The sequence below is a fragment of the Enterobacter cloacae complex sp. CARB60 genome, from assembly GCF_036487345.1.
GTDB classification, from domain to species: domain Bacteria; phylum Pseudomonadota; class Gammaproteobacteria; order Enterobacterales; family Enterobacteriaceae; genus Enterobacter; species Enterobacter asburiae_D.
The window spans coordinates 3709115-3733622 of sequence record NZ_JAZKLC010000002.1 but is presented as its reverse complement, the minus strand read 5'-3'; the positions used below and the strand labels follow the sequence as shown (position 1 = coordinate 3733622).

Here is a 24508-nt window from a genome sequence, read left to right as displayed (position 1 = left end):
CTACCAGACGTGATTCCGAAATCAGAGAACAAAAAGTGTTGGCTCCGGCCAGACACCTAAACTAACGAGGAAACATATGGATAAAAGAGCGCTTAAACGGCAACAGATCCTGGAGGTCGCATCCGGGCTGTTTCGACAAAAGGGATTTGATGCCACGTCTATCTCGGAGATTAACGCGATTGTTGGTGGCTCAAAATCGACAATTTACAGTCACTTTTCTTCGAAAGAAGAGCTATTTGTAGAATGCATGTCTTCAGAAACTGAACAGTATATAAAAAGCATGACTATTGAAACTGCAGGGCAGGTGCGCCTTTTCAGAAAATCACCACAGCTGGTTATCGAGCAATTTGCCGTTGCCTTTTTACGTTATATTTGCTCTCCGGATATTGTGGATCTGCAAAGATTAATGATTTCCGAGGCCGGAAGGTCGGGTATCGGAGAATTATATTATGCGCGAATGCAAAAGCTGCGTTCAAATGTTTCAGCGCTTTTTACCGATTTAATGAATCAAAACATCTTAAGAAAAGATGATCCTGTGCTGGCGGCCGAGTATTTTCGATCTCTTCTCCAGGCAGACATACTGGAACCCTTGCTTTTGAAAGCAAGAAAGGATCAGCCTGACGAAAGTGAAATCGTTATGAAAGCGCAGGCCTCCGTTAATGCGTTTATGAAACTGTATGGTCCTGAAAAAAGTGAGGATGTTGCAAAGACATCTTTCTAAAATACAATAAGCGTTCCTTCACCCTATTATTAGGGTGATTTTTCTTTTGGGAAATATTTATTTCAATTGTCATTGGATGACTTTGCCAGCGGCCTTCTTGTAAATAAAATTTCGTGGATACTTATGTGTATAAAGTTTACTCTTTTAAAAGATCGTGAAGCTGTAATTAAGTCCCTTACTCACTGGATTGACTCGAATTTATATCGGCCCATTACCGTTTTAGATGTGGCACGGAAATCCGGTTATTCATTGGCTTACATTCAGCGGAACTTTCGCCAGGAGTGTGGCATAAGTATAGGCCTCTATATTCGAAGCCGGAAACTTGAAAAAGCCGCGCATATGCTTAGACATACGCAGCTCTCTGTTTCAGATATATTCACGATGTTAGGCTACGAGGAGCCGTCAACGTTCAGCAGAGCGTTCTCGAATCAATATGGACTCTCCCCAACCAAATACCGCGAGCAGGCTAAAAAAAGTCACTACATGAATGGATTGTCGATATTGATTACTGAGGTGACGCGCGAGTAAAGCGATAATCCGCTAACCCGCCTCCAGCATCCCAAAACTCACAATCCGCGCGCGGCCCAGCTCTTTCGCCCGGTACAAGGCCACATCCGCGGCGCGCAGCAGGTTATCAGTCTGGGCATGTTGCGGGTAGCTGGCAATGCCAATCGACACGTCTACCGGCCCAATCTCGGTCAGCCCGTAGCGAAGCGACAGCTCATGCACGCCGTTGTAAATCTTCTGCGCGCAGGCGTACGCTCCGGCTTCATCGGCACCGGAAAGCAGCACCAGAAACTCCTCGCCCCCGTAGCGGAATGCCAGCCCGTTGTCATGGGCGGCCCGCTGAACAATCGACGCCACGCTTTTGATCACCAGATCGCCCGCTTCATGACCAAACCGGTCGTTAATGCTCTTGAAGTGGTCAATATCGATCATCATGCAGCTTAACGGCACGCCGGTGCGCATCGCCTGTGCCGTTTGGGTTTGCAGGGTATCTTCCAGATGATGACGATTACGCAGGCCGGTGAGCGGGTCGAACAAGGCTTTTTCCAGCAGCGCGTCGCGCAGGCGTTGGTTAGCCAGCGCCAGCCCGAGCGCTTCGGCCATCAGTTCCAGATACGCGCGGGAAGGGGCGTTGTCCGCCGTGATGTTCTGGAAAGAGAGCAGGCCAATGGCCTCGCCCTGGGCGATAAGCGGCACGCACAGGGAACTTTCCGCCTGGGAGGCCGGAAGATGGTAGCAGGCGATATCCGGCTCACCGTTTACCGGCGGGTGGCTCTGCCCGCGGCGCACGGCCCAGCACTCGTCCGGATGGAACGTCGTCTCTTCACCGATGGGTGAAAGCCATTGCGCGACGCTGCGCATCTGCCACGGATCGCGGTCAAGAATGTAGAGCCGGCCCGCGATCCCCGGCGCGATATTGGGGGCAAACAGCTCCGCCACGTTAATCACGTCGTTAAAGTTCTCACATCCCTGCAGGCGCTGGGTCATGCGCGCCAGCAGCTCGCGGATGGCCCAGTCGGCATCGCGCTCTCTTTCCAGACGCTGTCGCGCAAGGCCGTTTTCACGGAAGATGCGAATGGCCTGCGCCATATCGCCAATCTCATCAATCTGGTTGAAATTAGGCGTTTCAACCGCGTAATCCTGGGACGCCAGGCGGTGTACCACGTCGCTCAGGCGCACCACGGGACGCAGCACGCGGCGCTTTAATATAAAACCGAGAACAAACAGGAACAGCAGGGCGGTCAGACCGACCATCAGCTCAGAGGCCGTACGTAGCGCTTTCGATTTTTTTGTCGCCTCCTGAACGGAGGCGATGACGCGTTTGTCGAGTATCTGGCGGAAGTGATCGATCTGGTTCTGCGCGCGCTCCAGCTCCTGCTCATAGGGCGCACCGTAGAGCAGGGCAACGGCCTGCGCATCTTCTCCCTGCGCCGCGCTCGTTAGTGCCGTCTGCTGCTCGTCCTGCAGTTCATCGATAATTTTTATGCCCTCGCGCAGCAGGGACAGCTCATCATCCGACGCGCCGTTGTCCCGCAGTTTTTCAAGCCGGAGTTCAACGCTCTTCAGGTTATTCTCGGACTGGCTGTATTCCTTTAACGTTTGCGGATCTTTTTTGATGACGTAGAGGCGTGCTAAATCGGACTGTGCCCAGGCATCGGTTTCGATATCTTCAGTAAGCGCATCAAAACGCTGGCGTTGTTCAACGGCCTGACGTTCAGCAGTGTCAGCACTGGACGCCATCAGCATGATGATGCCGGAGGCGATGGTCAGGCAGACCGTGGCACCATAGGCCCAGTTTGTTATCGTCGCGATTCGCACCTGATGATCCTTTTACGACATGAAGAGGACAGCGTTCTTCAAATTATAGAAAACGTTTGATTTAAGGCGAAAAAAAAGGCGGCACAGCGCCGCCTGGTGTGGTCTATATCGTCACATCCTCACAATTCTGGAGGATTTTTTCCTTCTTCGATGAAGTCGGGGTCCAGCTCTTCGGCGTTACCTTCGTGATCGCGCCCTGAGAAGAGGTTCCAGCAGGCGATAAACAGCGCGGCAATGAGCGGCCCAATCACAAAGCCGTTAATGCCGTACAGCTCCATGCCGCCGAGGGTGGAGATCAGGATCAGGTAGTCCGGCATTTTGGTGTCTTTCCCCACCAGCAGCGGGCGCAGAATATTGTCCACCAGCCCGACGATAATCACGAAGAAGCCGACAATAAACAGCCCTTGCCACAGCTGGTGGGTGGCGAACAGGAAGATGGCGGCGGGCACCCAGACAATCGCCGAGCCGATGGCGGGCACCAGCGAGAGGAAGGCCATCAGCGCGCCCCAGAGCACGCTGCCGTCAATACCCGCAATCGCAAACGCAATCCCGCCGAGTATGCCCTGAACCACTGCCACCGCCGCCGTACCTTTTACCGTGGCGCGCGACACGCCGACGAATTTGGCGAACAGGTGCTGCTTGGCGAAATCAGACAATGGCAGGGAGTCGAGGATTTGGCGTACCAGATACGGGCCGTCTTTCAGCAGGAAGAACAGCAGATAAAGCATGATGCCGAAGCTAATCGCAAAGCCAAACGTTCCTTTGCCAATCAGAAACGCGCTGCCGGCGAGATACTGTCCGCCCTGCAGCGCGACATCAGAGAGTTTTTTCTGGATCTGCGCCGCGTTGGTCAGGTTGTGATCCGCCAGGAAGCCGCTGGCCCAGTCAGGCAGATGGTTGAAGATGCTCGCCACCACTTCCGGAAACTGGGTGTTGTTCTCCTGGAGCTTCGTGTACACCATGTTCAGCTCAATGGCGAGCGAGGAGAGGATCACCATCAACGGGATAAAGACGATCAGGCAGATAATGCCAATGGTCAACAGCGAGGCAAGCCCGTTGCGATCCCCCAGCGCGGCGCGCAGCCTGTTTTTTACCGGGTTGAAGATGACGGTCAGAATAGCGGCCCACAGTATCGCGGAGAAGTAGGGCGACAGCACGTCGAAGAAGGCCCAGGTCACGAGGGCAAGAATAAAGATAAAGAAACCTTTGGTCAGTCCGTTAAAGCGCATCAGTCAGTCCTGGTTACTAAGAAACTGTGTCGACTATAGAACCGATTGTGAGAATTACCAGCCCTTGCGCCGGGTGGCGGCTGCGCCTTAACCGTCCTGTGGACGGTGTTGCGGTATGAATCCGCTCTTCACGGATACCACTTTCGACTGACCGAAGATCGCCTCTTCCCGCACCATGCTGTAAGTATCTGCTTGCGGAGGTGCTTATGGCCTGGCGTCCAATTCTCTATGTGATCCTCACAACCCACCCCAGACTCAGCGCGCGGCGCGCCCGTCTGCGTCTGGTCATCTAGCTTTTTATTAACAATCGCGGTATAACACACCTTCTTTGGATGTTTAGATGTCCATACGTATAGAAGGTAATATGCAAACACAACAAGAAAATGGGCAGCTTAAGCGCACCATGAAAACGCGCCACCTGATTATGCTCTCGCTGGGTGGCGTGATTGGGACAGGGTTATTCTTCAATACCGGCTACATCATTTCCACGACCGGGGCGGCGGGCACGCTGCTGGCGTACCTGATAGGCGCGCTGGTGGTCTGGCTGGTGATGCAGTGTCTGGGCGAGCTTTCCGTGGCGATGCCGGAAACTGGCGCGTTCCACGTCTATGCCGCCCGCTATCTTGGCCCGGCGACGGGCTACACCGTGGCGTGGCTCTACTGGCTCACCTGGACGGTGGCGCTCGGCTCGAGCTTCACCGCCGCGGGCTTTTGTATGCAGTACTGGTTCCCGCAGGTGCCCGTCTGGGCCTGGTGCGTGGTCTTCTGCGCGGTGATTTTTGGCCTGAACGTCATCTCGACGCGCTTTTTTGCTGAAGGCGAGTTCTGGTTCTCCCTGGTGAAAGTCATCACCATTATTGCCTTTATTATCCTTGGCGGCGCGGCGGTCTTTGGCTTTATCCCGATGCAGGACGGTTCACCCGCGCCGGGCTTAAGCAATATCACCGCCGAAGGCTGGTTCCCGCACGGCGGCCTGCCGATCCTGATGACCATGGTGGCGGTGAACTTTGCCTTCTCCGGCACCGAGCTTATCGGCATCGCGGCGGGGGAAACCGAAAATCCGCACAAGGTGATTCCGGTTGCGATCCGCACCACCATTGCGCGCCTCATTATCTTCTTTATTGGTACCGTATTTGTGCTGGCGGCGCTTATCCCGATGCAGCAGGCGGGCGTGGAAAAGAGCCCGTTCGTGCTGGTGTTTGAAAAGGTCGGTATTCCTTACGCGGCAGATATCGTTAACTTCGTGATCCTGACGGCGATCCTCTCGGCGGCGAATTCGGGTCTGTATGCCTCCGGGCGCATGCTGTGGTCGCTTTCGAATGAGAAAACGCTGCCGCGCTGCTTTGCCCGCGTGAACAAAAACGGCGTGCCGCTGACGGCGCTTTCGGTTTCTATGCTCGGCGGCGTGCTGGCGCTGTTCTCAAGCGTCGTGGCGCCGGACACGGTGTTTGTCGCGCTCTCGGCGATTTCCGGGTTTGCGGTGGTGGCGGTCTGGATCAGCATCTGCGCGTCGCACTTCGTTTTCCGTCGTCGCCATCTGCAGTCCGGACAGCCGCTCTCTGCGCTGCAGTACCGTGCGCCGTGGTATCCGCTGGTACCGGTGCTCGGTTTTATCCTCTGCGTGGTGGCCTGTGTCGGCCTGTGGTTTGACCCAAGCCAGCGCATTGCCCTTTATTGCGGGCTTCCGTTTGTCGCCCTGTGTTATGGTGCGTACTACCTGACCCGAAATATGACATCGCAGGAGCCCGAACATGTCGCAGAATAATCCGCTTACCGCCCTCCTTGAAAAGCAGCCGTTTGTGGTGCTGGATGGCGCGATGGCGACGGAGCTGGAAGCGCGCGGCTGTAACCTGGCAGACAGCCTCTGGTCTGCCAAAGTACTGATGGAAAACCCGGAACTTATTCGCGAAGTGCATCTCGATTACTATCGCGCGGGCGCGCAGGTGGCGATCACCGCCAGCTATCAGGCCACGCCTGCGGGGTTTGCGGCGCGCGGACTGGACGAAGCCCAGTCCCGCGCGCTGATCGGTAAAAGCGTGGAGCTGGCGCGTAAGGCGCGCGAAGCATATCTGGCTGAAAACCCGCATGCGGGCACGCTGCTGGTGGCGGGATCCGTTGGGCCGTACGGCGCGTATCTGGCGGATGGCTCAGAGTATCGCGGCGACTACGTGCGCGGTGCGGAAGAATTCACTACCTTCCACCGCCCGCGCGTGGAAGCGCTGCTGGATGCGGGCGCTGACCTGCTGGCCTGCGAAACGCTGCCTTCGTTTGCCGAGATTAAGGCGCTGGCGGCGCTGCTGTCTGAATATCCCCGCGCCCGGGCGTGGTTCTCGTTTACCCTACGCGACAGCGAGCACCTGAGCGACGGTACGCCGCTGCGTGACGTGGTCAGCGAGCTGGCAAACTCTCCGCACGTTGTCGCGCTGGGCGTTAACTGCATCGCTCTGGAAAACACCACGGCGGCGCTGAAGCATCTGCAAAGCCTGACGTCGCTGCCGCTGGTGGTTTACCCGAACTCGGGCGAGCATTATGACGCGGTAACCAAAACCTGGCACCACCACGGTGAAGCGTGCGAGACGCTGGCAGGGTATCTGCCGCAGTGGCTGGCTGCCGGGGCTAAGCTGATTGGCGGATGCTGTCGGACCACGCCGAAAGACATTGCTGAGCTTAACGCGCGGCGCTGAGTGCTTTGCCGGGTGGCGGCTACGCCTTACCCGGCCTACGGATCGCTGACCCTCTCCCACGGGGAGAGGGAAAAAATGAACCGCACAAAATCAACTATCCTTTCCCGCTTTTTATCTAAAAACGAATCGTTATGAGCGATTCATTTTTATTCCTTTATCAAAATTCCCGCGCCGGAAATACTGCCCTCATAACAACAAGGGGAGCAGGCACTATGGCAATTTCATCGCGAATCACACTACTCGGCGCACTGGCGCTGTGGGCATTTCAGGCGCAGGCGGTGGACGTCACCGTCGCGTATCAAACCTCTGCGGAACCGGCGAAAGTCGCGCAGGCGGACAACACCTTTGCCAAAGAGAGCGGCGCGAAAGTCGACTGGCGCAAGTTCGACAGCGGGGCGTCCGTCGTGCGGGCGTTAGCCTCCGGCGACGTGCAGATCGGCAATATCGGATCCAGCCCGCTGGCGGTTGCGGCCAGCCAGCAGGTGCCGATCGAGGTTTTCCTGCTCGCCTCGCAGCTCGGTAACTCAGAAGCGCTGGTGGTGAAGAAGAACATCACCAAACCGGAAGACCTGATCGGCAAACGTATCGCCGTACCGTTTATCTCCACCACCCACTACAGCCTGCTGGCGGCGCTGAAGCACTGGGGCATCAAGCCGGGTCAGGTACAAATTATCAACCTGCAGCCGCCGGCGATTATCGCCGCCTGGCAGCGCGGGGATATTGACGGGGCCTATGTGTGGGCACCGGCAGTGAACGAGCTGGAAAAAGACGGCACCGTGCTGACCGACTCTGAAAAAGTGGGCCAGTGGGGCGCGCCAACCCTCGACGTGTGGGTCGTGCGCAAAGACTTTGCCGAGAAACATCCTGAGGTGGTGAAAGCCTTCGCGAAAAGCGCGATTGACGCCCAGCAGCCGTACATCTCTAACCCGGATGAATGGCTGAAGCAGCCCGCCAACCTGGAAAAACTCTCCCGCCTGAGCGGCGTGCCGGAAGCGGACGTGCCGGGGCTGGTGAAAGGCAATACCTATCTGACGCCCGCGCAGCAGGTGCAGCAGCTGACCGGCCCGGTGAACAAAGCGATTGTGGATACCGCCACCTTCCTGAAAGAGCAGGGCAAAGTGCCTGCGGTGGCAGCGGATTACAGCCAGTACGTGACCGATCGTTTTGTGAAATAAGGAGTCCGCCATGCTGAATATTACGAACCTGTACGCCGATTACGGTGGTAAGCCCGCGCTGGAGGACATCAACCTGACGCTGGACAGCGGTGAACTGCTGGTGGTGCTGGGCCCGTCCGGGTGCGGAAAAACCACGCTGCTGAATCTGATCGCCGGGTTTGTCCCTTATCAGCATGGCACCATTCAACTGGAAGGCAAAAAGGTGGAAGGCCCGGGCGCCGAGCGCGGCGTGGTCTTCCAGAACGAAGGATTGCTCCCCTGGCGCAACGTGCAGGAAAACGTGGCGTTTGGACTGCAGCTTGCGGGCATCAATCGCGAACAGCGGCTGGAAACGGCGCGAACGATGCTGAAAAAAGTGGGGCTGGAAGGGGCGGAAAAACGCTTTATCTGGCAGCTCTCCGGCGGCCAGCGGCAGCGCGTAGGTATTGCCCGCGCGCTGGCAGCGAATCCGCAGCTGTTGCTGCTGGACGAGCCGTTCGGGGCGCTGGATGCCTTCACCCGCGAGCAGATGCAAACCCTGCTGCTGCGCCTGTGGCATGAGACGGGCAAGCAGGTGCTGTTGATTACCCACGATATCGAAGAGGCGGTGTTTATGGCGACGGAGCTGGTACTGCTCTCGCCGGGGCCGGGCCGCGTGCTGGAGCGTTTGCCGCTGGATTTCGCCCGCCGCTACGTCGCGGGAGAACCCGTGCGCAGCATTAAATCCGATCCGCTGTTTATCGAACAGCGTGAATACGTCTTAAGCCGCGTGTTTGAACAACGGGAGGCTTTCTCATGAGCATCGTCTTCAGTGAAAAAACGCGCCGCGCGCGTCTGGCGCTGCGCTGGCCTTTCTCGCGCCAAATCACCTTGAGCGTCGGCACGCTGCTGGTGCTGCTGGCGGTGTGGTGGGCGGTTGCCGCCCAGCAGTGGGTCAGCCCGCTGTTTCTGCCGCCGCCGGGACAGGTGCTGGCCAAACTCATTACCATCGCCGGGCCGCAGGGCTTTATGGATGCCACGCTCTGGCAGCACTTAGGTGCAAGTCTGGCGCGTATTCTGGTGGCGCTTCTGGCTGCCGTCATCATCGGCATTCCCGTGGGCATTGCGATGGGGCTGAGCCCGACGGTGCGCGGCATCCTCGACCCGCTGATTGAGCTTTACCGTCCGGTGCCGCCGCTGGCCTATCTGCCGCTGATGGTGATCTGGTTCGGCATCGGCGAAACGTCAAAAATCCTGCTGATTTATCTGGCGATTTTCGCCCCGGTTGCCATGTCGGCGCTGGCGGGCGTGAAGAGCGCCCAGCAGGTGCGGATCCGCGCGGCGCAGTCGCTGGGAGCCAGCCGCACGCAGGTGCTGCTGTTCGTGATTTTACCGGGCGCACTGCCGGAGATTTTAACCGGCCTGCGCATCGGCCTCGGCGTGGGCTGGTCCACGCTGGTGGCGGCAGAGCTGATTGCAGCCACGCGCGGCCTTGGATTTATGGTGCAGTCGGCGGGAGAGTTCCTGGCGACTGACGTGGTGCTGGCAGGGATCGCGGTGATCGCCGCGATCGCCTTTGGATTAGAACTGGGGCTGCGCGCGTTACAGCGCCGCCTGACGCCCTGGCATGGAGAAATACAATGAGTGAACGTCTGACCATTACCCCGCTGGGGCCGTACATTGGCGCGCAGGTGTCGGGCCTGGATGTGACCCGTCCGCTGAGCGATAACCAGTTCGAGCAGCTGTACCACGCGGTGCTGCGCCATCAGGTCGTATTCCTGCGCGAACAGGCGATCACCCCGCAGCAGCAGCGCGCGCTGGCCCTGCGCTTTGGCGATCTGCATATCCACCCCGTCTATCCGCATGCGGAAGGGGTGGAGGAGATCATCGTTCTGGACACCCACAACGATAACCCGCCGGATAACGACAACTGGCACACCGACGTGACCTTTATCGAGACGCCGCCCGCCGGGGCGATTCTGGCGGCGAAGCTGCTGCCGGAAACCGGAGGCGATACGCTGTGGACCAGCGGGATTGCGGCGTATGAAGCGCTCTCCGCGCCGTTCCGGACGCTGCTGAGCGGGCTGCGGGCGGAGCACGACTTCAAAAAATCGTTCCAGGAGTACAAGTACCGCAAGAGTGAAGAGGAGCATCAGCGCTGGCAGGAGGCGGTTGCGAAGCATCCTCCGCTGCTGCACCCGGTGGTGCGCACCCATCCGGTCACGGGCAAGCAGGCGCTGTTCGTAAACGAAGGGTTCACGACGCGCATTGTGGACGTGTCCGAGAAAGAGAGTGAGGCGCTGCTGGGATTCCTGTTCGCGCATATCACTAAGCCAGAGTTTCAGGTGCGCTGGTGCTGGCAGGAGAATGACCTGGCGATTTGGGATAACCGCGTAACGCAGCACTATGCCAATGCGGACTATCTGCCGCAGCGCCGGATTATGCAGCGGGCGACGATTTTGGGGGATAAACCGTTTTACCGTGCGCCTTGATTGCCGGGTGGCGGCGTTGCCTTACCCGGCCTACGTTCCATTGTAGGCCCGGTAAGCGTAGCGCCACCGGGCAACGGGGTTAAAGGTGCGCCTCAATATACCGCTGATAGCGGTTCGTCTTCAGGTAACACAAATCCACCAGCACCAGCCCGTCGACGCAGTCGTTAAACGCCGGGTCGCTGCCAAAATCAATAAACTGTACGCCGCCGGGCTCGCAAAGCTCGGAATACTGCTTGTAGAGCGGCGGAATGCCGCAGCCCAGATTGCCGAGCAGGGATTTCAGCTTTGTCAGATCGTCCACGTAATCCACGCCGCCAAACTGCGCGAGCACGTCCGGCAGCGATGCGGGATACGGCTGACGTGACGCGGCCAGCGGATGCGTCGCCGGGAACCACAGGCGGTAAAAGGCCACCAGCAGATCCCGCGCGGCAGGCGGTAAGCCGCCGGAAATCGAGACCGGGCCAAACAGGTAGCGGTAGTGCGGATAGCGGGCGAGATACGCACCAATCCCAGACCATAAATAATCCAGGCCGCGACGTCCCCAGTAGCGCGGCTGAATAAAGCTGCGCCCCAGTTCAATACCGTGTTCCAGCACGTCCTGCATTTTGTCGTCGTAGTGGAACAGGCTATAGCTGTACAGCCCTTCCAGACCGCGACGTTCAATCTGTTTTGCTGTCGGCATAAAGCGATACGCACCGACGATCTCCAGATCCTCATCATCCCACAGGATCAGGTGCAGATAATCATCATCGTAGCAGTCGGTGTCCCGGCGCTTGCCGCTCCCTTCCTCCACCGCACGAAAGGCAATCTCGCGCAGGCGGCCCAGCTCGCGCAGCAGCGGAGCGTCTTCCTGACCGTTGCGCTGCCAAAGATAGATGGATTTACCGTCGCTGGTATTGCCCAGACATTCGGCCTGCGCCAGCGCGCGTTTCAGGGTGGCCCGGTCTTCCGGACGGGCAATGGCGCACTGGGTTTTAAAGACGCCAGGCACACCCTTGCCAAGACGCATCACGTGCTGACGACACTGCTCGGCCATCTCACGCGACGAAAGGGTGGCGCTATGCCAGTGATGCCACGCAATCTGCTGGCCGATTTTAATCGGCAGCTGGCTATGGCGGCGGCGGAACATCTGCTGCATGAGCAACAGCATCGACAGCGTCGGGGAGACCAGCGTGCTGGCATAGAAGAGCAGGCTGTTATGCGCCTGAATATGTACCGGCAGCAGCGGGGCGCGCAGCTTGCTGGCGAGTTTGATAAAGCCAGAGTGCCACTTTTTGTCGCGAATGCCCTTGCGCGTGGGGCGGGAAACTTCTCCAGCCGGGAAGAAGATCAGCACGCCCGAGTTTTGCAGATGCTGTTCCATCTGCACCAGCGACGATTTCGCCGTCCTGCCGCCCATATTGTCCACCGGAATAAACAGCGAGCTGAGGGGCTCAAGGTGGGTCAGCATCCGGTTGGTGACGACTTTAACGTCGCGCCGCACGCGGGAGACGGCGTACATCAGCGCCAGCCCGTCCAGCGTACCCGTCGGGTGGTTAGCAATAATGACCAGCGGGCCATGTTCGGGGATTTGTTCGAGATCGCGGGCGGAAACGGTGCAGAGAATATCAAGGTGTTCCAGAACTTGCTCCACCATATCCAGTCCTTTCAGGTGGCGGTGTGCTGCGGCAAATTGCTGAAATTCGTCTTCGTAAAACAGTCTTTTTAACAGACTTTTTTGCCAGGGTGCAGGCCTCGCCTGAGGCCAAAGATCGTCGAGAACGCTATCGAGGCTAAACATGGTTACTCCTCCTGCCGTCTTGCGAAGACAGTAGAAGGAGCAGATGTCGGTTGTATTGCAGTTTGGTGAAGATTAGCGCAGAGAGCAGGCCGGGTAAGGCGAAGCCGCCACCCGGCGCAAAAGCGGATTAACGCAGAATTTTCTTCTCGGCCAGATCCAGCGCGAAGTAGCTGAAGATCAGATCCGCGCCTGCGCGTTTGATGGCGCCAAGGCTTTCGAGGACCACTTTCTCTTCGTCAATAGCACCGGCCAGCGCGGCAAATTTGATCATCGCGTACTCGCCGCTGACCTGGTAAGCGCCCAGCGGCAGCTCGGTGCGCTCGCGGATGTCGCGCAGGATATCAAGATACGCGCCCGCTGGTTTTACCATCAGGCAGTCTGCGCCCTGGGCTTCATCAAGCAGTGATTCACGAATCGCTTCCCGACGGTTAAGCGGGTTCATCTGATAGGTTTTACGATCGCCTTTCAGCGCCGTGCCCGCCGCTTCACGGAACGGGCCGTAGAAGGAGGAGGCGAATTTGGTGGAGTAAGACATGATGGCGGTGTCGGTAAAGCCCGCCGCGTCCAGCGCCTGACGAATCGCCTGAACCTGTCCGTCCATCGCGGCAGAAGGCGCGATGAAGTCCGCACCCGCAGCGGCAGCGACCACAGCCTGCTTGCCAAGGTTCAGCAGGGTGGCATCGTTATCCACGCCGTGATCGCACAGCACGCCGCAGTGACCGTGTGAGGTGTATTCGCAGAAGCAGGTATCGGACATGACGATCATTTCCGGCACGGTTTCTTTGCAGATGCGGGACATGCGTGCGACGAGGCCATCTTCTTTCCACGCGTCGCTGCCGGTGGCGTCGGTATGGTGAGAGATGCCGAAGGTCATCACCGAGCGGATGCCCGCGTTGGCGATGCGTTCAATTTCACGCGCCAGATACTTCTCCGGAATGCGCATGACGCCCGGCATGGCTTCGATGGCTTTGTAGTCATCGATCTCTTCTTCGACAAAAATCGGCAACACCAGATCGTTTAAGGTCAGGGTTGTCTCTTCAAACATAGCGCGCAGTGCAGGTGACTTGCGCAGGCGGCGGGGACGTGCAATTAAATCGGTCATGGTATGCCTGATGTTTGTGGAACAAAGAGGACTAGTGTACATGAAAGTGAAGAGGGGTGTTTTACGAAATTGGGCATTTTGATTTTGCGAATTACGCCAAAACAAGCCGCATAAAATGTCTATATTATAGAATTAATGGTGGCTTTTTAGATGGCGTGAAATATTGGCGGCGGTTTTGAATTGAATGGAATCTATCATTATAAATGATCTATTATTTTTAATTATATTTCGAAGGGCAGTGAAAATAATATTGCAATGCGCTGATTTTATAATATTAGTTCTCAGTGAATGCTATTGTTTCGTTTTTTGAACGCGAGTTGTCTGGATTCGGACTTAATAGAATCATTCATTGAACCTTTTCGAAATGAAACTGCATAATTCCCTCCGCAATTAAACATTGCAAAATGATTTGATGGACAAACTTGCTTACGTCCCTGAGGAGGGATGACCCAATGCAAACATGGAAAAAGAAACTGGTTGTATCTCAACTTGCATTAGCCTGCACCCTGGCTATCGCTTCTCAGGCTAATGCGAAGGATATTTCCGGCACGACGTATAATACGTTTGGATATGATAATACCGCCTCTACCCCCTGGTATTATGGTTATGCAGACTGGGATTACTCGGATGCCACCCATGATGGTGATATTTATCCGGTGATTAACAAATCCACGGTAAACGGTGTTATTTCAACATACTATCTGGATGATGGCGTTAATGGTCGGGCGAATGCGTTGAGTATTTCCAACAGCACCATCAACGGCATGATCACGTCTAAGTGTATGGCCACGACGTGTGCAGATGGCACGGAGACGGATGGTACTGCACATACGCAGTATGACCGTTTCAGCCTGACGGTAGATAACAGCACCATCAATGACACCTACGAGCATTATGCTTATGACGTTGTGAATGGTGACACTACCGAAACCCATTATCAGGATACCTACGCTCTGGGTAACGCCATTACGCTGGATGTCGAGTCTGATATCGTGATTCAGAATAACGCCCACGTTGCCGGTATCACGCTGACGCAGGGTTACCAGGAGCGGGATAATACCCCGTATGACGGTGTTGAAGGCGTTGCCAATAACAGCAACATCTTTACCGATACTCTGGTGGTGAAAGACTCCGTGCTGACCTCCGGCGCATACAGCGATCTGGGCACCAGCGGTTTCTATGGTCAAACAGCCAGGCCGAGCGACTACGGTGAAACCAACGCCACGGCTGCGGATGACGCGGCGCTGATCGTGGCTGCCAGCGCGTCTGATAACGCCATGCAGACCACCGCCACCTTCGATCACTCCACCGTAACGGGTGACATTCTTTTCTCCAGCACTTTTGATAACAACTTCTTCGAGAATGGCGACCCGGCAACGGACACCACAGAAGACGGTGTCTATAACCCGACCACCAACGGCTGGGATGGCACTGATAAACTGGATGTCACACTGACCAATGGAAGTAAGTGGGTCGGTGCAGCGCAGTCCAGCGTTGAAGCTATCAGCACTGCGCAGATGTATGGCCAGGGCTACAGCAACGTAGACTGGCGCTCATTGTCCCCGAATAGCATCTGGCCTGATTCTACCTTCGACACCAACGGTCACGTTGCGGGCGAAGAGGTTTATCAGAGCGGTCTGTTCAACGTGGCGCTGGATAACGGTTCCGAGTGGGATACCCGTAAAGTCTCCAACATCGACGCGCTGACGGTGAATAATCAGTCGCAGGTCAATGTTGAAAACTCTGGCCTGCTGGCGGATACCATCACCCTGACCAATGCCTCATCATTGAATATCGGTGACAGCGGTGGTGTGGCGACCGACCATCTGTATCTGGACAGCTATAGCCGTGCGGCACTGACGGAAGAAACGGCCGGACTGTATGCCAACACTATTACCGTAGACAACGGTGCCGAGCTGGCGCTGGGGCTGGGTCAGGTTGATACGCACAACATGGTGCTGACCGACGGCGGCGTGCTGAACGTGGCAAGCCGTGATTACGTGCTGAACAGCGATCTGAACAACGCACGCTATATCACCAACGATAAGTACAATACCGATTACGACTACGGCGTTGTGGCGATTAATTCTGATGGCCATCTGTCAGTGAACGGTGACGTTGCAGGTAACTACAAGGTGCGCATCGATGATGCGACCGGTGCCGGTTCCGTCGCCGATTACAAAAACAAAGAGATCGTCCGCATCTATGACAATAACGCGGATACCACAGCCAGCTTTACTGCCGCAAACAAAGCCGACTTAGGTGCTTACACCTACCAGGCGCAGCAGCAGGGTGACGCCGTAGTCCTCCAGCAGAAAACGCTGACCGACTACGCCAATATGGCGCTGAGCATCCCATCTGCCAACACCAACATCTGGAATCTGCAGCAGGATACCGTAGGTACGCGTCTGACCAACAGCCGTCACGGCCTGGCGGATAACGGCGGAGCGTGGGTGAGCTACTTCGGCGGTAACTTCGACGGCGACAATGGCGTTATTAGCTACGATCAGGACGTGAGCGGCATTATGGTTGGTCTGGATACGCAGATTGACGGTAATAATGCGAAGTGGCTCGTCGGTGGTGCAGCAGGTTTCGCGAAGGGTGATATCAGCGATCGTACCGGTCAGGTCGATCAGGACAGCCAGACGGCGATGATCTACGCGTCGGCGAAGTTCATGAACGATCTGTTCCTCGACAGCTCCCTGAGCTACACCCGCTTCAACAGCGATCTCTCTGCTAACATGAGCAACGGTCAGTATGTTGACGGCAACACCACCAATGACGCAGTTGGTTTTGGGCTGAAGCTGGGCTATGACTGGAAACCAAACCTGTCCGGCTATGTCACACCATACGCAGCCGTGTCTGGCCTGTTCCAGTCTGGCGATGATTATCGTCTCAGCAATGACATGCGCATGGATGGGCAATCTTACGATAGCCTGCGTTATGAACTCGGTGTTGATGCGGGTTACACCTTCAACTACGGCGGCGATCAGGCTCTGACGCCTTACTTCAAACTGGCCTACGTTTATGACGATGCCGATAACAATGCCGACATTAACGGTGACAGCATTGATAACGGTGTGAAAGGCTCCGCTGTGCGGGTAGGGCTGGGCACCCAGTTCAGCTTCACGAAGAACTTCAGTGCGTATACTGATGCCACTTATCTGGGCGGCGGCGACGTTGACCAGAACTGGGGCGCAAACCTGGGTGTGAAATATACCTGGTAATGAATAAAGCGGGGGGTATATCCCCCGCTTTTTATATACGTAAGTAAAAATAATATTGAACCGACAAATACGGATGCCTTGAGGTCTGCATGAACGTTAATGCGAAACCGCTTTCTGAATTAAGCCGGCTCGAACAGTGTTTGAAATCAGCCAGTACCCCTTTTAAATCTGCTCCACAACAATTAATTACATCAGGTGAGTGTCATGATCCCCGCACGACCGTATTACAAACCGGTATAATCGAAATCTATCGTTGTTCAGATGAACTGCTTGTGGGTATCGCAACAGCGCCTTTTATTTTGGGGCTGTCCACCGTGATGATTAATCATAGTCAGGAATATAGGGTGGTAGCTAAAACATCCTGTACGGGCTTTTATTTGTCCACTGAAACCACCCGTCAACTTATACAGCAGAACGCGCTATGGAAAGAGGCCTTCGGTTGGTTATCCTGGATAAACTACATCCTTGAGAAACGCGATATGCAGCTGGTGGGGAATAATTCCTATCACCAGATCCGCGCCATGCTGCTGAATATGGCGGAGTGGGATGAAACGCTGCGCTCAAAAATTGGTGTGATGAATCATATTCAACAAAGCACGCGTATTTCGCGTTCAGTGGTTGCTGAGGTTCTCGCTGCCCTGCGGCAAGGTAACTACATCAATATGAGCCGGGGCAAGCTGGTCAGCATCAACCGCTTGCCCACGGAATATTAAGATCAGTTAGACGCGGTGAGCACCTGGGCTTTATTGGCGCTCAGTTCTGCCACCAGGTTATTAATCCCATCACTCATATTGACGAAACGCGTATGCGGGGAGCGGGTGACCACCACAAACGCGCCCACGTTTGACTGCGGGATCATGGCTATATAGGTGATGAATCCACCGCCGCCGCCGGTTTTCTGAATAATACCCGGACGGCCATTTTTCGGCGCCATATAGACCCACCCCATGCCGAGCGCATCGGCTTTACCCGGCACGTCCATGCCGATGACGCGGTGCAGCTGAGTACGCTGATAAATCAGAGTCTGCATGCGATCGGCCTGGCTGGTGCGAGCGTAGAAATCTGAGGAAAGGAACTGCTGCATCCAGCGCATCATGTCGCCAGGCGTGGAATAGACCCCGCCGCTGCCCACGGCCGCGAGCGTGTTATTACAGGGGCTAGCGCCTTTCTCCGCCACCATCAGGCGACGGCACTGATCCGGGGACGGGGTAAAAGTGGTGTCTTTCATACCAAGCGGACGGGTTATCTGCTCTTCAAACAGCTGCGTGTAGGGTTTACCAGACGCCGTTGAAAGGGCGTCCGCCAGCAGGTCAAAGGCCAGGTTTGAATAAGAGGCCTGCGAACCCGGAGCCGCCTTCAGCGTGGCGGTGCTCAGATAGCTCCAGCGCTGGTCCCGCGTTGGCCAGACAAATACGTCACGATGCGCCGCCCCGCCTGGCTGCTCGCGCGGCAGGGCGCTGGTGTGGGTAGCAAGGTTCACAAGCCGGATCGGCGTTCCCTGGTAGGTCGGAACCCGGGCGCCCGGCGGCGCATATTTGCTGAGCGGGTCGTCGAGTTTTACCACGCCCTGGTCAAGCAGTTTCACCAGCATTTCGCTGGTCATTAGCTTGGTTAAGGATGCAATGCGGATAACGGAATCCAGCTGCGGGTGAATGTTACTTCCCGGGCGCGTTTCGCCAAAGCTGCGGAACACACGCTGGTTGCCGTCGATGACGACCATCGCCATCCCGGTCGCGCCGCTGCCGTAATAGATAAGGTTCGCGTAGCGATCGGCAATATCTGAAGCTAAAACGGGCGCCGTCAGCGGTTGGGCTGCCTGGGCGGTAGAAAAGCTCACCGCACACAGCGCGGCAAAAGAGAGCAGACAACGTTTCAACGAAAAGCATCCATGAAGTGAATGAGGAAAGTAATGGGTATTTATACTACTAATCGGTACCGCGCAATGCTCCGATTGCATAACGATAGCGAGAAAAACGTAACCATGGGTAAATATAAACAATTTACTTACGAGCCATCTCCCATTTTGTGACATCGGGCTTATGATAGGCACCAGTGTCACTCAATCTTACGGAGAACGGTATGTCTGAGAAGCGTGTGGTTATGGTTGTCGATATGCAGAACGGGGTATTTGAAACCCCTCGTCATCAGCGCGAAAAGTGTGTCTCTCTGATCAACCAGCTTACGCAGGCAGCCGACAAGGTGATTTTTATTCAGCATACCGAGGCCGGGGGCCTGGAAGAGGGAAGTGAAGGGTTTGCGCTACTGCCTGAACTCCATCAGCCTGCTGACGCGCTTTACGTGACCAAAACCGCCTGCGATGCCTTCTATAACACCGCGCTTGAGGCGCTGCTGCGTGAGCGGGGCATTCGCGAGTTTGTTATCTGCGGCTGCGCCACCGATTACTGCGTTGACGCGACGGTTAAGAACGGCGTCAGCCGGGGGTATCACATCACCGTGGCGGAAGATGCCCATACTACCGCCAATCGCCCGGCGGCAGATGCGCAGATCGTGATTAACCACCATAACGACGTCTGGCGTAACTTCATCGCGCCGGCGAATCCTCTCGCAGTGAAACGCACCGAAACAATTCTCGAAAACTGGAAAGCGAACTAATAATCAACCCTCGGGTCTGACCTTTTTGCCCGAGCCGGGAGGCTGGCTCGGGCAGGTTTTTCGTGTGGTAACGTGTTGTGCACAGCAACAGCCATAACAACAAGAAGGAAGCATTATGTTTAAGTCTTTTTTCCCAAAGCCGGGGCCTTTTTTCCTGTCGGCATTTATTTGGGCACTCATCGCTGTCATTTTCTGGCAGGCGGGCGGCGGCGCATGGCTGACGCGCATCATGGGGGCAACGGGCGATGTACCGATTAGCGCCGCGCGCTTCTGGTCGCTGAGCTATCTGCTGTTTTATGCCTACTACATGGTATGCGTGGGGCTGTTTGCGCTGTTCTGGTTTGTTTATTCTCCGCACCGCTGGCAGTACTGGTCTATCCTCGGCACATCGCTGATTATCTTTGTGACCTGGTTCCTCGTGGAGGTGGGCGTGGCGGTTAACGCCTGGTATGCGCCGTTCTACGATCTGATCCAGACCGCGCTGAGCTCGCCGCATAAGGTCACCATCAACCAGTTCTACCATGAAGTCGGGATCTTCCTCGGTATCGCCCTGATTGCGGTGATTATCGGCGTGATGAACAACTTCTTCGTCAGCCACTACGTTTTCCGCTGGCGTACCGCAATGAACGAACATTATATGGCGCACTGGCAGCACCTGCGCCATATCGAAGGCGCCGCGCAGCGTGTGCAGGAAGACACCATGCGTTTTGCCTCCACCCTTGAAGACATGGGCGTAAGCTTTATCAACGCCATCATGACGCTGATCGCCTTCCTGCCCGTGCTGGTGACGCTCTCTGCGCACGTGCCGGATCTGCCGATTGTTGGTCATCTTCCGTATGGTCTGGTGATTGCCGCGATCGTCTGGTCGCTGATGGGGACGGGCCTGCTGGCGGTGGTGGGGATCAAGCTGCCGGGTCTGGAGTTTAAAAATCAACGCGTGGAAGCCGCTTACCGTAAAGAGCTGGTTTATGGCGAAGATGATGCCAACCGCGCCTCGCCGCCGACCGTCCGCGAGCTGTTTGGCGCCGTGCGTCGTAACTACTTCCGACTCTACTTCCACTATATGTATTTCAACATTGCCCGTATTTTGTATCTGCAGGTGGATAATGTTTTCGGTTTGTTCCTGCTGTTCCCGTCGATTGTTGCGGGTACGATTACGCTTGGTCTGATGACGCAGATCACCAACGTTTTCGGTCAGGTCCGTGGGTCGTTCCAGTACCTGATCAGCTCCTGGACCACCCTGGTAGAACTGATGTCTATCTATAAACGTTTACGCAGTTTTGAACGTGAGCTGGACGATCGTGACCTGCAGGAAGTCACCAACACATTTAGCTAATACAGGAAGTTGCTATGTCTTTTGCCGTACCGCGCGCGTTACCGTTGTCCTTGCTGGCCGCTCTTGTGCTGGCAGGCTGTGCCGAAAAAGGGGCCGCTCCGCTCAAAAAGGGGGAGAAGCCCGTCGATGTGGCAAGCGTTGTGCGGCAGAAAATGCCCGCCAGCGTGAAGGATCGCAACGCGTGGGCAGATGCGCTGGCAAAAACCTTTGAAAGCCAAAAGATCGCGCCGACCGAGGAGAACATCTGCTCGGTGCTGGCGGTCGCGCAGCAGGAGTCGATGTACCAGTCAGACCCGGTGGTGCCGGGTCTGAACAAAATTGCCTGGAAAGAGATCGACCGCCGCGCGGAATCCATGCATATCCCGGTGTTCCTCGTGCATACCGCGCTTAAAATCACCTCGCCGAACGGCAAAAGCTACAGCGAACGGCTGGATGCGGTAAAAACCGAAAAACAGCTTAGCGCCATCTTTGATGATTTCATCAGTATGGTCCCGATGGGGCAGAAGCTGTTTGGCTCACTGAACCCGGTACACACCGGTGGCCCGATTCAGGTGAGCATTGCGTTCGCGGAGAAGCATACCGACGGCTACCCGTGGAAAATCGACGGTACGGTGCGCCAGGAGGTCTTCTCCCTGCGCGGCGGGCTGTGGTTCGGCACCTATCATCTGCTGAACTATCCGGCGAACTACAGTGAGCCGCTGTACCGTTTTGCCGACTTTAACGCGGGCTGGTATGCCAGCCGTAATGCGGCATTCCAGAGTGCGGTCAGCCGCGCAAGCGGCGTCAAGCTGGCGCTGGACGGGGATCTCATCGCTTACGGCAGCAGCGAGGCGGGAAGCACCGAGCTGGCAGTCCGGAAATTATCGACCACGCTTGGCTTGAGCAACAGCGACATTCGCAGTCAGCTTGAGAAAGGCGACAGCCTGGCATTCGAGAAAACGGATCTGTACAAGAAGGTGTTTGCGCTTGCAGAGAAAAAGAGTGGGAAAGCGTTACCGAGGGCTATCCTGCCGGGGATCCAGCTGGAAAGCCCGAAGATCACGCGTAACCTGACCACCGCATGGTTCGCAAAACGCGTGGACGATCGCCGGGCTCGCTGTATGGGGCTTTAACGGCGACGGCGAAAGCGCAGCACTAACGCTACAACGCCCAGAATCATACATCCCGCGAGGAAGGGAATCAGGCCGAACAGGGTGCTGACACCAAAGCCAATCTCAACTCGCGGGCGTCCGTTATCCTGTACCTGCATCAGGTGTTCATAAACGCCTGGCGCATGGACCAGCATATTGAGCAGCTGTGAGCCAGCCCAGAAGCAGAACAGGACAAACAGGGCATAAGCAATATTACCTGCCGTGGAGGTTTTTGGTTTGCCGCCAAAAATCGGTTTCGACAATGTAAAGTCAGCCATGTTGACCTCCCGTGGTATCACTCTGTTTTAATACGCGTCTTACAGGGTGAGTTTGACAGGTCATCGCATTTGTCAATATCAGAATCGTGGTAATTTACGCGCCGGATTCCTCCTGGATTGTCGATTTCTGCAGCACGTCACAATTTGATCGCTTAAGTGAAATTGCGTCGCGTTTCAGAATTTCCGTATCTGCCACAGACCTGGCCGAAAAACTGTGAGAGGATGTCTTTTTTTCCTGCCGGAGTTGCTATGAAGCTCACGTCCAAACTACGCCGTGACTGGCACTACTACGCCTTTGCTATTGGGCTTATCTTTATTCTTAACGGTGTCGTGGGCCTGCTGGGATTTGAAGCAAAAGGGTGGCAAACGTATGCCGTCGGGCTGGTGACCTGGGTGATAAGCTTCTGGCTGGCGGGGTTGATTATCCGCCGTCGTCCTGAAGAGACGACAGCGGATGAGGCGGAACCGGCGAAGCGCGCCGATTAACCGTTTACGGAACTTTTAAGCGCGCTGTCGGCGGCGTGACGCTCCAGCGCCAGTTCGATCAGGCGGGTGATCAATTCCGGGTAGCTCAGGCCGCTCGCCTGCCACAGTTTCGGATACATGCTGATGTTAGTGAACCCCGGCAGCGTGTTGATTTCATTGATCACCACCTCGTTTTCCGGCGTCAGGAACACATCCACGCGCGCCATGCCGCAGCAGCCGAGCGTCTGATAAGCGCGAATGGCGATCGCCCGGATCTTATCGTTAATCGCCGGATCGATATCCGCAGGAACGACAACCTGCGCGCCTTTGTCATCAATGTATTTGGTGTCGTACGAGTAGAAGTCGCTGTTTAACACCACTTCGCCGCAGGTGCTCGCCTGTGGGAAATCGTTGCCCAGCACGGCGCACTCAATTTCACGGCCTTTGATGCCCTGCTCAACCACCACTTTATGGTCAAACTCAAACGCCAGACGGACGGCCTGCGTGAACTCTGCTTCGCTGGTGACCTTGCTGACGCCCACGGAGGAGCCCTGGTTTGCAGGCTTCACAAACAGCGGCAGACCCAGCTCTCCGCTAACCTGCGCGAAGCTGTGTGTGTCGCGGTTGGCGCGGGTGAGGGTCACGAATGGCGCAATGTTCAGCCCGGCATCGCGCAGCAGGCGTTTGGTGACGTCTTTGTCCATGCACGCGGCAGAGCCGAGGACGTCCGAGCCGACGAACGGCAGGTTGGCCATGCGCAGCATTCCCTGCAGGGAACCATCTTCCCCCAGAGTGCCGTGAACGATGGGGAAGACAACGTCGATCTGGGCGAGTGCCTGCGCGTTGCCGGCGTCGATAAGCTGTCCCTTCACGACGCCGGGTACGGTGGCGACGCTCACTTCTGAAGGATTTAGGGCGATGTGTGCCGGATCGTGAGCATTCAGCAGATACTGGCTGGCATCGTTAACGTGCCACTGACCCTGTTTATCAATGCCCAGCAGCACCACGTCGAAACGGCTTTTATCGATCGCATCAACGATATTTTTGGCCGATTGCAATGACACTTCGTGTTCCGCTGATTTTCCCCCAAAGACAATACCTACGCGCTGCTTAGCCATCTCACTCTCTTCCAGTCTGACGAAAAGCCAATAACATACCACGATGCCCGGCGGGTTTCGCGGCCTTCTGCCATAATGTTTTGGGGAATGTTGAGGGGGGAGAGTGAAAGGAAAAACGCTGCTGACCGTTTTGATTATTGTGGCCGTTGCAACGGCGGGTTACCGCTGGTTGCCGTCTTACTACAACCCTTTCATGCCGCTTACCCTTGACGACCCGCCGGGCCGAATCACCCAGTATAAGCTTCGGCGCTTAACCCCCGAGGCGTGCGCGAGCCTGCTGTCGCAGGCTAACCAAAGAGATCTCATCCGCACCCAGCCGGTGGCTGACAGCGGCGGCGCGTGTCCGCTTAACAACGTTGTGCGCGTGCGTGACTTCGGCCCGGTCGGCCTCAACAGCAGCTTTCTTGCCAGCTGCCCGCTGGCGCTCGGCTCTGCGCTGTTCATCAGCCAGCAGGCCCGGCCGCTGACAAAACGCTATACGGGCAGCGACCTGGCGCGCATCGATCACCTCGGCAGCTATGCCTGCCGCAATATTTACCACCGCCCTGACGCGCGACGCAGTGAACATGCCACGGCGGAAGCGCTGGATATCGCCGCTTTTCGGCTGGCGAACGGGGAACGCGTCACGGTACTGAACGGCTGGAAGGCGGCAACAACGCAGCCATGGCTGAAGGTACTGCTGGCGGCAAGCTGCGGCTACTACGGGAACGGCTTGGGGCCGGAGTATAACGCGGCGCATGCCAACCACTTTCATCTGGGGATGCGCGGTTTTGGGCTCTGCCGCTGAAGCATAATATTCCGCCAGAAAATGGATGAATTGTGACTTATTTCACAGATATGATGACTGGGAAGATAAAACACCAAAGTCAGGCAGG

The 24508-nt window shown here is 56.3% G+C and carries 22 protein-coding genes; 15 read left to right on the top strand and 7 right to left on the bottom strand.

Annotated elements, in window-relative coordinates:
* The first annotated feature begins 76 nt into the window (after positions 1-76).
* Together V4835_RS18990 and V4835_RS18985 are read left to right on the top strand one after the other, a co-directional pair.
* Positions 77-721: a TetR/AcrR family transcriptional regulator gene (locus V4835_RS18990; RefSeq protein WP_148245052.1), complete on the top strand. Its 645-nt coding sequence runs from the start codon at positions 77-79 to the stop codon at positions 719-721.
* 123 nt (positions 722-844) lie between these two features.
* Positions 845-1249, top strand: coding sequence for a helix-turn-helix domain-containing protein (locus V4835_RS18985; RefSeq protein WP_331413251.1), 405 nt, complete (start codon positions 845-847; stop codon positions 1247-1249).
* 12 nt (positions 1250-1261) lie between these two features.
* On the opposite strand, the gene V4835_RS18980 is transcribed toward V4835_RS18985, so the two are convergent.
* Complete coding sequence (locus V4835_RS18980; protein WP_331413249.1) at positions 1262-3046, bottom strand: diguanylate cyclase; 1785 nt, start codon at positions 3044-3046, stop codon at positions 1262-1264.
* A 119-nt stretch (positions 3047-3165) separates the two neighbouring features.
* Positions 3166-4275 (bottom strand): AI-2E family transporter, encoded by a 1110-nt coding sequence (locus V4835_RS18975; RefSeq protein WP_029739734.1) that lies wholly within the window; start codon positions 4273-4275, stop codon positions 3166-3168.
* Between the two features lie 364 nt (positions 4276-4639).
* Here V4835_RS18975 and mmuP point away from each other — a divergent pair, with 364 nt between their 5' ends.
* The 6 genes from mmuP to tauD all read left to right on the top strand — a co-directional run bounded on the left by mmuP (position 4640) and on the right by tauD (position 10584).
* Positions 4640-6040 (top strand): S-methylmethionine permease, encoded by a 1401-nt coding sequence (mmuP, locus tag V4835_RS18970; protein WP_032661626.1) that lies wholly within the window; start codon positions 4640-4642, stop codon positions 6038-6040.
* Positions 6027-6959, top strand: a complete 933-nt coding sequence (mmuM, locus tag V4835_RS18965; RefSeq protein WP_331413246.1) for a homocysteine S-methyltransferase — start codon at positions 6027-6029, stop codon at positions 6957-6959. The genes mmuP and mmuM overlap by 14 nt, the downstream gene beginning before the upstream one ends.
* 212 nt (positions 6960-7171) lie before the next feature.
* Positions 7172-8134, top strand: a complete 963-nt coding sequence (tauA, locus tag V4835_RS18960; protein WP_023293188.1) for a taurine ABC transporter substrate-binding protein — start codon at positions 7172-7174, stop codon at positions 8132-8134.
* A gap of 10 nt (positions 8135-8144) precedes the next feature.
* A complete protein-coding gene (gene tauB, locus V4835_RS18955; RefSeq protein ID WP_029739736.1) occupies positions 8145-8912 on the top strand; it encodes a taurine ABC transporter ATP-binding subunit in 768 nt (255 codons plus the stop codon).
* Positions 8909-9736: a taurine ABC transporter permease TauC gene (gene tauC, locus V4835_RS18950; protein WP_032661617.1), complete on the top strand. Its 828-nt coding sequence runs from the start codon at positions 8909-8911 to the stop codon at positions 9734-9736. The genes tauB and tauC overlap by 4 nt, the downstream gene beginning before the upstream one ends.
* The gene (tauD, locus tag V4835_RS18945; protein WP_331413244.1) at positions 9733-10584 is read left to right on the top strand and encodes a taurine dioxygenase; all 852 of its coding nucleotides are present in this window, start codon (positions 9733-9735) and stop codon (positions 10582-10584) included. Before tauC ends, tauD begins: the two co-directional genes overlap by 4 nt.
* 79 nt (positions 10585-10663) lie before the next feature.
* Here tauD and V4835_RS18940 read toward each other — a convergent pair whose 3' ends face one another.
* Together V4835_RS18940 and hemB are read right to left on the bottom strand one after the other, a co-directional pair.
* Positions 10664-12364, bottom strand: coding sequence for a lysophospholipid acyltransferase family protein (locus V4835_RS18940; RefSeq protein WP_331413242.1), 1701 nt, complete (start codon positions 12362-12364; stop codon positions 10664-10666).
* A gap of 127 nt (positions 12365-12491) precedes the next feature.
* Positions 12492-13466: a porphobilinogen synthase gene (gene hemB / locus V4835_RS18935; protein ID WP_024906774.1), complete on the bottom strand. Its 975-nt coding sequence runs from the start codon at positions 13464-13466 to the stop codon at positions 12492-12494.
* Between the two features lie 452 nt (positions 13467-13918).
* Here hemB and V4835_RS18930 point away from each other — a divergent pair, with 452 nt between their 5' ends.
* Both V4835_RS18930 and V4835_RS18925 read left to right on the top strand, forming a co-directional pair.
* On the top strand, positions 13919-16693 hold the full coding sequence (locus V4835_RS18930) for an autotransporter outer membrane beta-barrel domain-containing protein (RefSeq protein ID WP_331413240.1): 2775 nt from the start codon (positions 13919-13921) through the stop codon (positions 16691-16693).
* Positions 16694-16782: 89 nt separating this feature from the next.
* Positions 16783-17406 (top strand): helix-turn-helix domain-containing protein, encoded by a 624-nt coding sequence (locus V4835_RS18925; RefSeq protein ID WP_331413239.1) that lies wholly within the window; start codon positions 16783-16785, stop codon positions 17404-17406.
* Positions 17407-17408: 2 nt separating this feature from the next.
* Here the strand turns inward: V4835_RS18925 and ampH are convergent, their stop codons facing one another.
* On the bottom strand, positions 17409-18569 hold the full coding sequence (gene ampH / locus V4835_RS18920) for a D-alanyl-D-alanine-carboxypeptidase/endopeptidase AmpH (protein ID WP_331413237.1): 1161 nt from the start codon (positions 18567-18569) through the stop codon (positions 17409-17411).
* 203 nt (positions 18570-18772) lie between these two features.
* On the opposite strand from ampH, the gene V4835_RS18915 reads away from it, so the two are divergent.
* The 3 genes from V4835_RS18915 to V4835_RS18905 all read left to right on the top strand — a co-directional run bounded on the left by V4835_RS18915 (position 18773) and on the right by V4835_RS18905 (position 21754).
* Complete coding sequence (locus V4835_RS18915) at positions 18773-19306, top strand: isochorismatase family protein (protein WP_331413235.1); 534 nt, start codon at positions 18773-18775, stop codon at positions 19304-19306.
* A gap of 115 nt (positions 19307-19421) precedes the next feature.
* On the top strand, positions 19422-20642 hold the full coding sequence (sbmA, locus tag V4835_RS18910) for a peptide antibiotic transporter SbmA (RefSeq protein WP_063144808.1): 1221 nt from the start codon (positions 19422-19424) through the stop codon (positions 20640-20642).
* A gap of 14 nt (positions 20643-20656) precedes the next feature.
* On the top strand, positions 20657-21754 hold the full coding sequence (locus V4835_RS18905) for a DUF1615 domain-containing protein (protein WP_331413233.1): 1098 nt from the start codon (positions 20657-20659) through the stop codon (positions 21752-21754).
* On the opposite strand, the gene V4835_RS18900 is transcribed toward V4835_RS18905, so the two are convergent.
* On the bottom strand, positions 21751-22050 hold the full coding sequence (locus tag V4835_RS18900; protein ID WP_008503287.1) for a DUF2755 family protein: 300 nt from the start codon (positions 22048-22050) through the stop codon (positions 21751-21753). The genes V4835_RS18905 and V4835_RS18900 overlap by 4 nt on opposite strands.
* 249 nt (positions 22051-22299) lie before the next feature.
* Here V4835_RS18900 and V4835_RS18895 point away from each other — a divergent pair, with 249 nt between their 5' ends.
* On the top strand, positions 22300-22536 hold the full coding sequence (locus tag V4835_RS18895) for a DUF2754 domain-containing protein (protein ID WP_252034384.1): 237 nt from the start codon (positions 22300-22302) through the stop codon (positions 22534-22536).
* On the opposite strand, the gene ddlA is transcribed toward V4835_RS18895, so the two are convergent.
* Positions 22533-23633 (bottom strand): D-alanine--D-alanine ligase, encoded by a 1101-nt coding sequence (gene ddlA / locus V4835_RS18890; protein ID WP_331413228.1) that lies wholly within the window; start codon positions 23631-23633, stop codon positions 22533-22535. The genes V4835_RS18895 and ddlA overlap by 4 nt on opposite strands.
* Before the next feature lie 103 nt (positions 23634-23736).
* Between ddlA and V4835_RS18885 the strand changes: the two genes are divergently transcribed.
* Positions 23737-24420, top strand: coding sequence for an extensin-like domain-containing protein (locus V4835_RS18885; RefSeq protein WP_331413226.1), 684 nt, complete (start codon positions 23737-23739; stop codon positions 24418-24420).
* Positions 24421-24508 lie beyond the last annotated feature (88 nt).

Bases quoted from the DNA above. Each gene is read 5' to 3' on its own strand.
- mmuP (WP_032661626.1), top strand. From the start codon at position 4,640: ATGCAAACACAACAAGAAAATGGGCAGCTTAAGCGCACCATGAAAACG.
- V4835_RS18895 (WP_252034384.1), top strand. From the start codon at position 22,300: ATGAAGCTCACGTCCAAACTACGCCGTGACTGGCACTACTACGCCTTT.
- V4835_RS18930 (WP_331413240.1), top strand. From the start codon at position 13,919: ATGCAAACATGGAAAAAGAAACTGGTTGTATCTCAACTTGCATTAGCC.
- V4835_RS18940 (WP_331413242.1), bottom strand. From the start codon at position 12,364: ATGTTTAGCCTCGATAGCGTTCTCGACGATCTTTGGCCTCAGGCGAGG.
- tauC (WP_032661617.1), top strand. From the start codon at position 8,909: ATGAGCATCGTCTTCAGTGAAAAAACGCGCCGCGCGCGTCTGGCGCTG.
- tauD (WP_331413244.1), top strand. From the start codon at position 9,733: ATGAGTGAACGTCTGACCATTACCCCGCTGGGGCCGTACATTGGCGCG.
- V4835_RS18990 (WP_148245052.1), top strand. From the start codon at position 77: ATGGATAAAAGAGCGCTTAAACGGCAACAGATCCTGGAGGTCGCATCC.
- ddlA (WP_331413228.1), bottom strand. From the start codon at position 23,633: ATGGCTAAGCAGCGCGTAGGTATTGTCTTTGGGGGAAAATCAGCGGAA.
- sbmA (WP_063144808.1), top strand. From the start codon at position 19,422: ATGTTTAAGTCTTTTTTCCCAAAGCCGGGGCCTTTTTTCCTGTCGGCA.
- V4835_RS18900 (WP_008503287.1), bottom strand. From the start codon at position 22,050: ATGGCTGACTTTACATTGTCGAAACCGATTTTTGGCGGCAAACCAAAA.
- V4835_RS18925 (WP_331413239.1), top strand. From the start codon at position 16,783: ATGAACGTTAATGCGAAACCGCTTTCTGAATTAAGCCGGCTCGAACAG.
- V4835_RS18975 (WP_029739734.1), bottom strand. From the start codon at position 4,275: ATGCGCTTTAACGGACTGACCAAAGGTTTCTTTATCTTTATTCTTGCC.
- hemB (WP_024906774.1), bottom strand. From the start codon at position 13,466: ATGACCGATTTAATTGCACGTCCCCGCCGCCTGCGCAAGTCACCTGCA.
- V4835_RS18985 (WP_331413251.1), top strand. From the start codon at position 845: ATGTGTATAAAGTTTACTCTTTTAAAAGATCGTGAAGCTGTAATTAAG.
- mmuM (WP_331413246.1), top strand. From the start codon at position 6,027: ATGTCGCAGAATAATCCGCTTACCGCCCTCCTTGAAAAGCAGCCGTTT.
- tauB (WP_029739736.1), top strand. From the start codon at position 8,145: ATGCTGAATATTACGAACCTGTACGCCGATTACGGTGGTAAGCCCGCG.
- tauA (WP_023293188.1), top strand. From the start codon at position 7,172: ATGGCAATTTCATCGCGAATCACACTACTCGGCGCACTGGCGCTGTGG.
- V4835_RS18905 (WP_331413233.1), top strand. From the start codon at position 20,657: ATGTCTTTTGCCGTACCGCGCGCGTTACCGTTGTCCTTGCTGGCCGCT.
- V4835_RS18915 (WP_331413235.1), top strand. From the start codon at position 18,773: ATGTCTGAGAAGCGTGTGGTTATGGTTGTCGATATGCAGAACGGGGTA.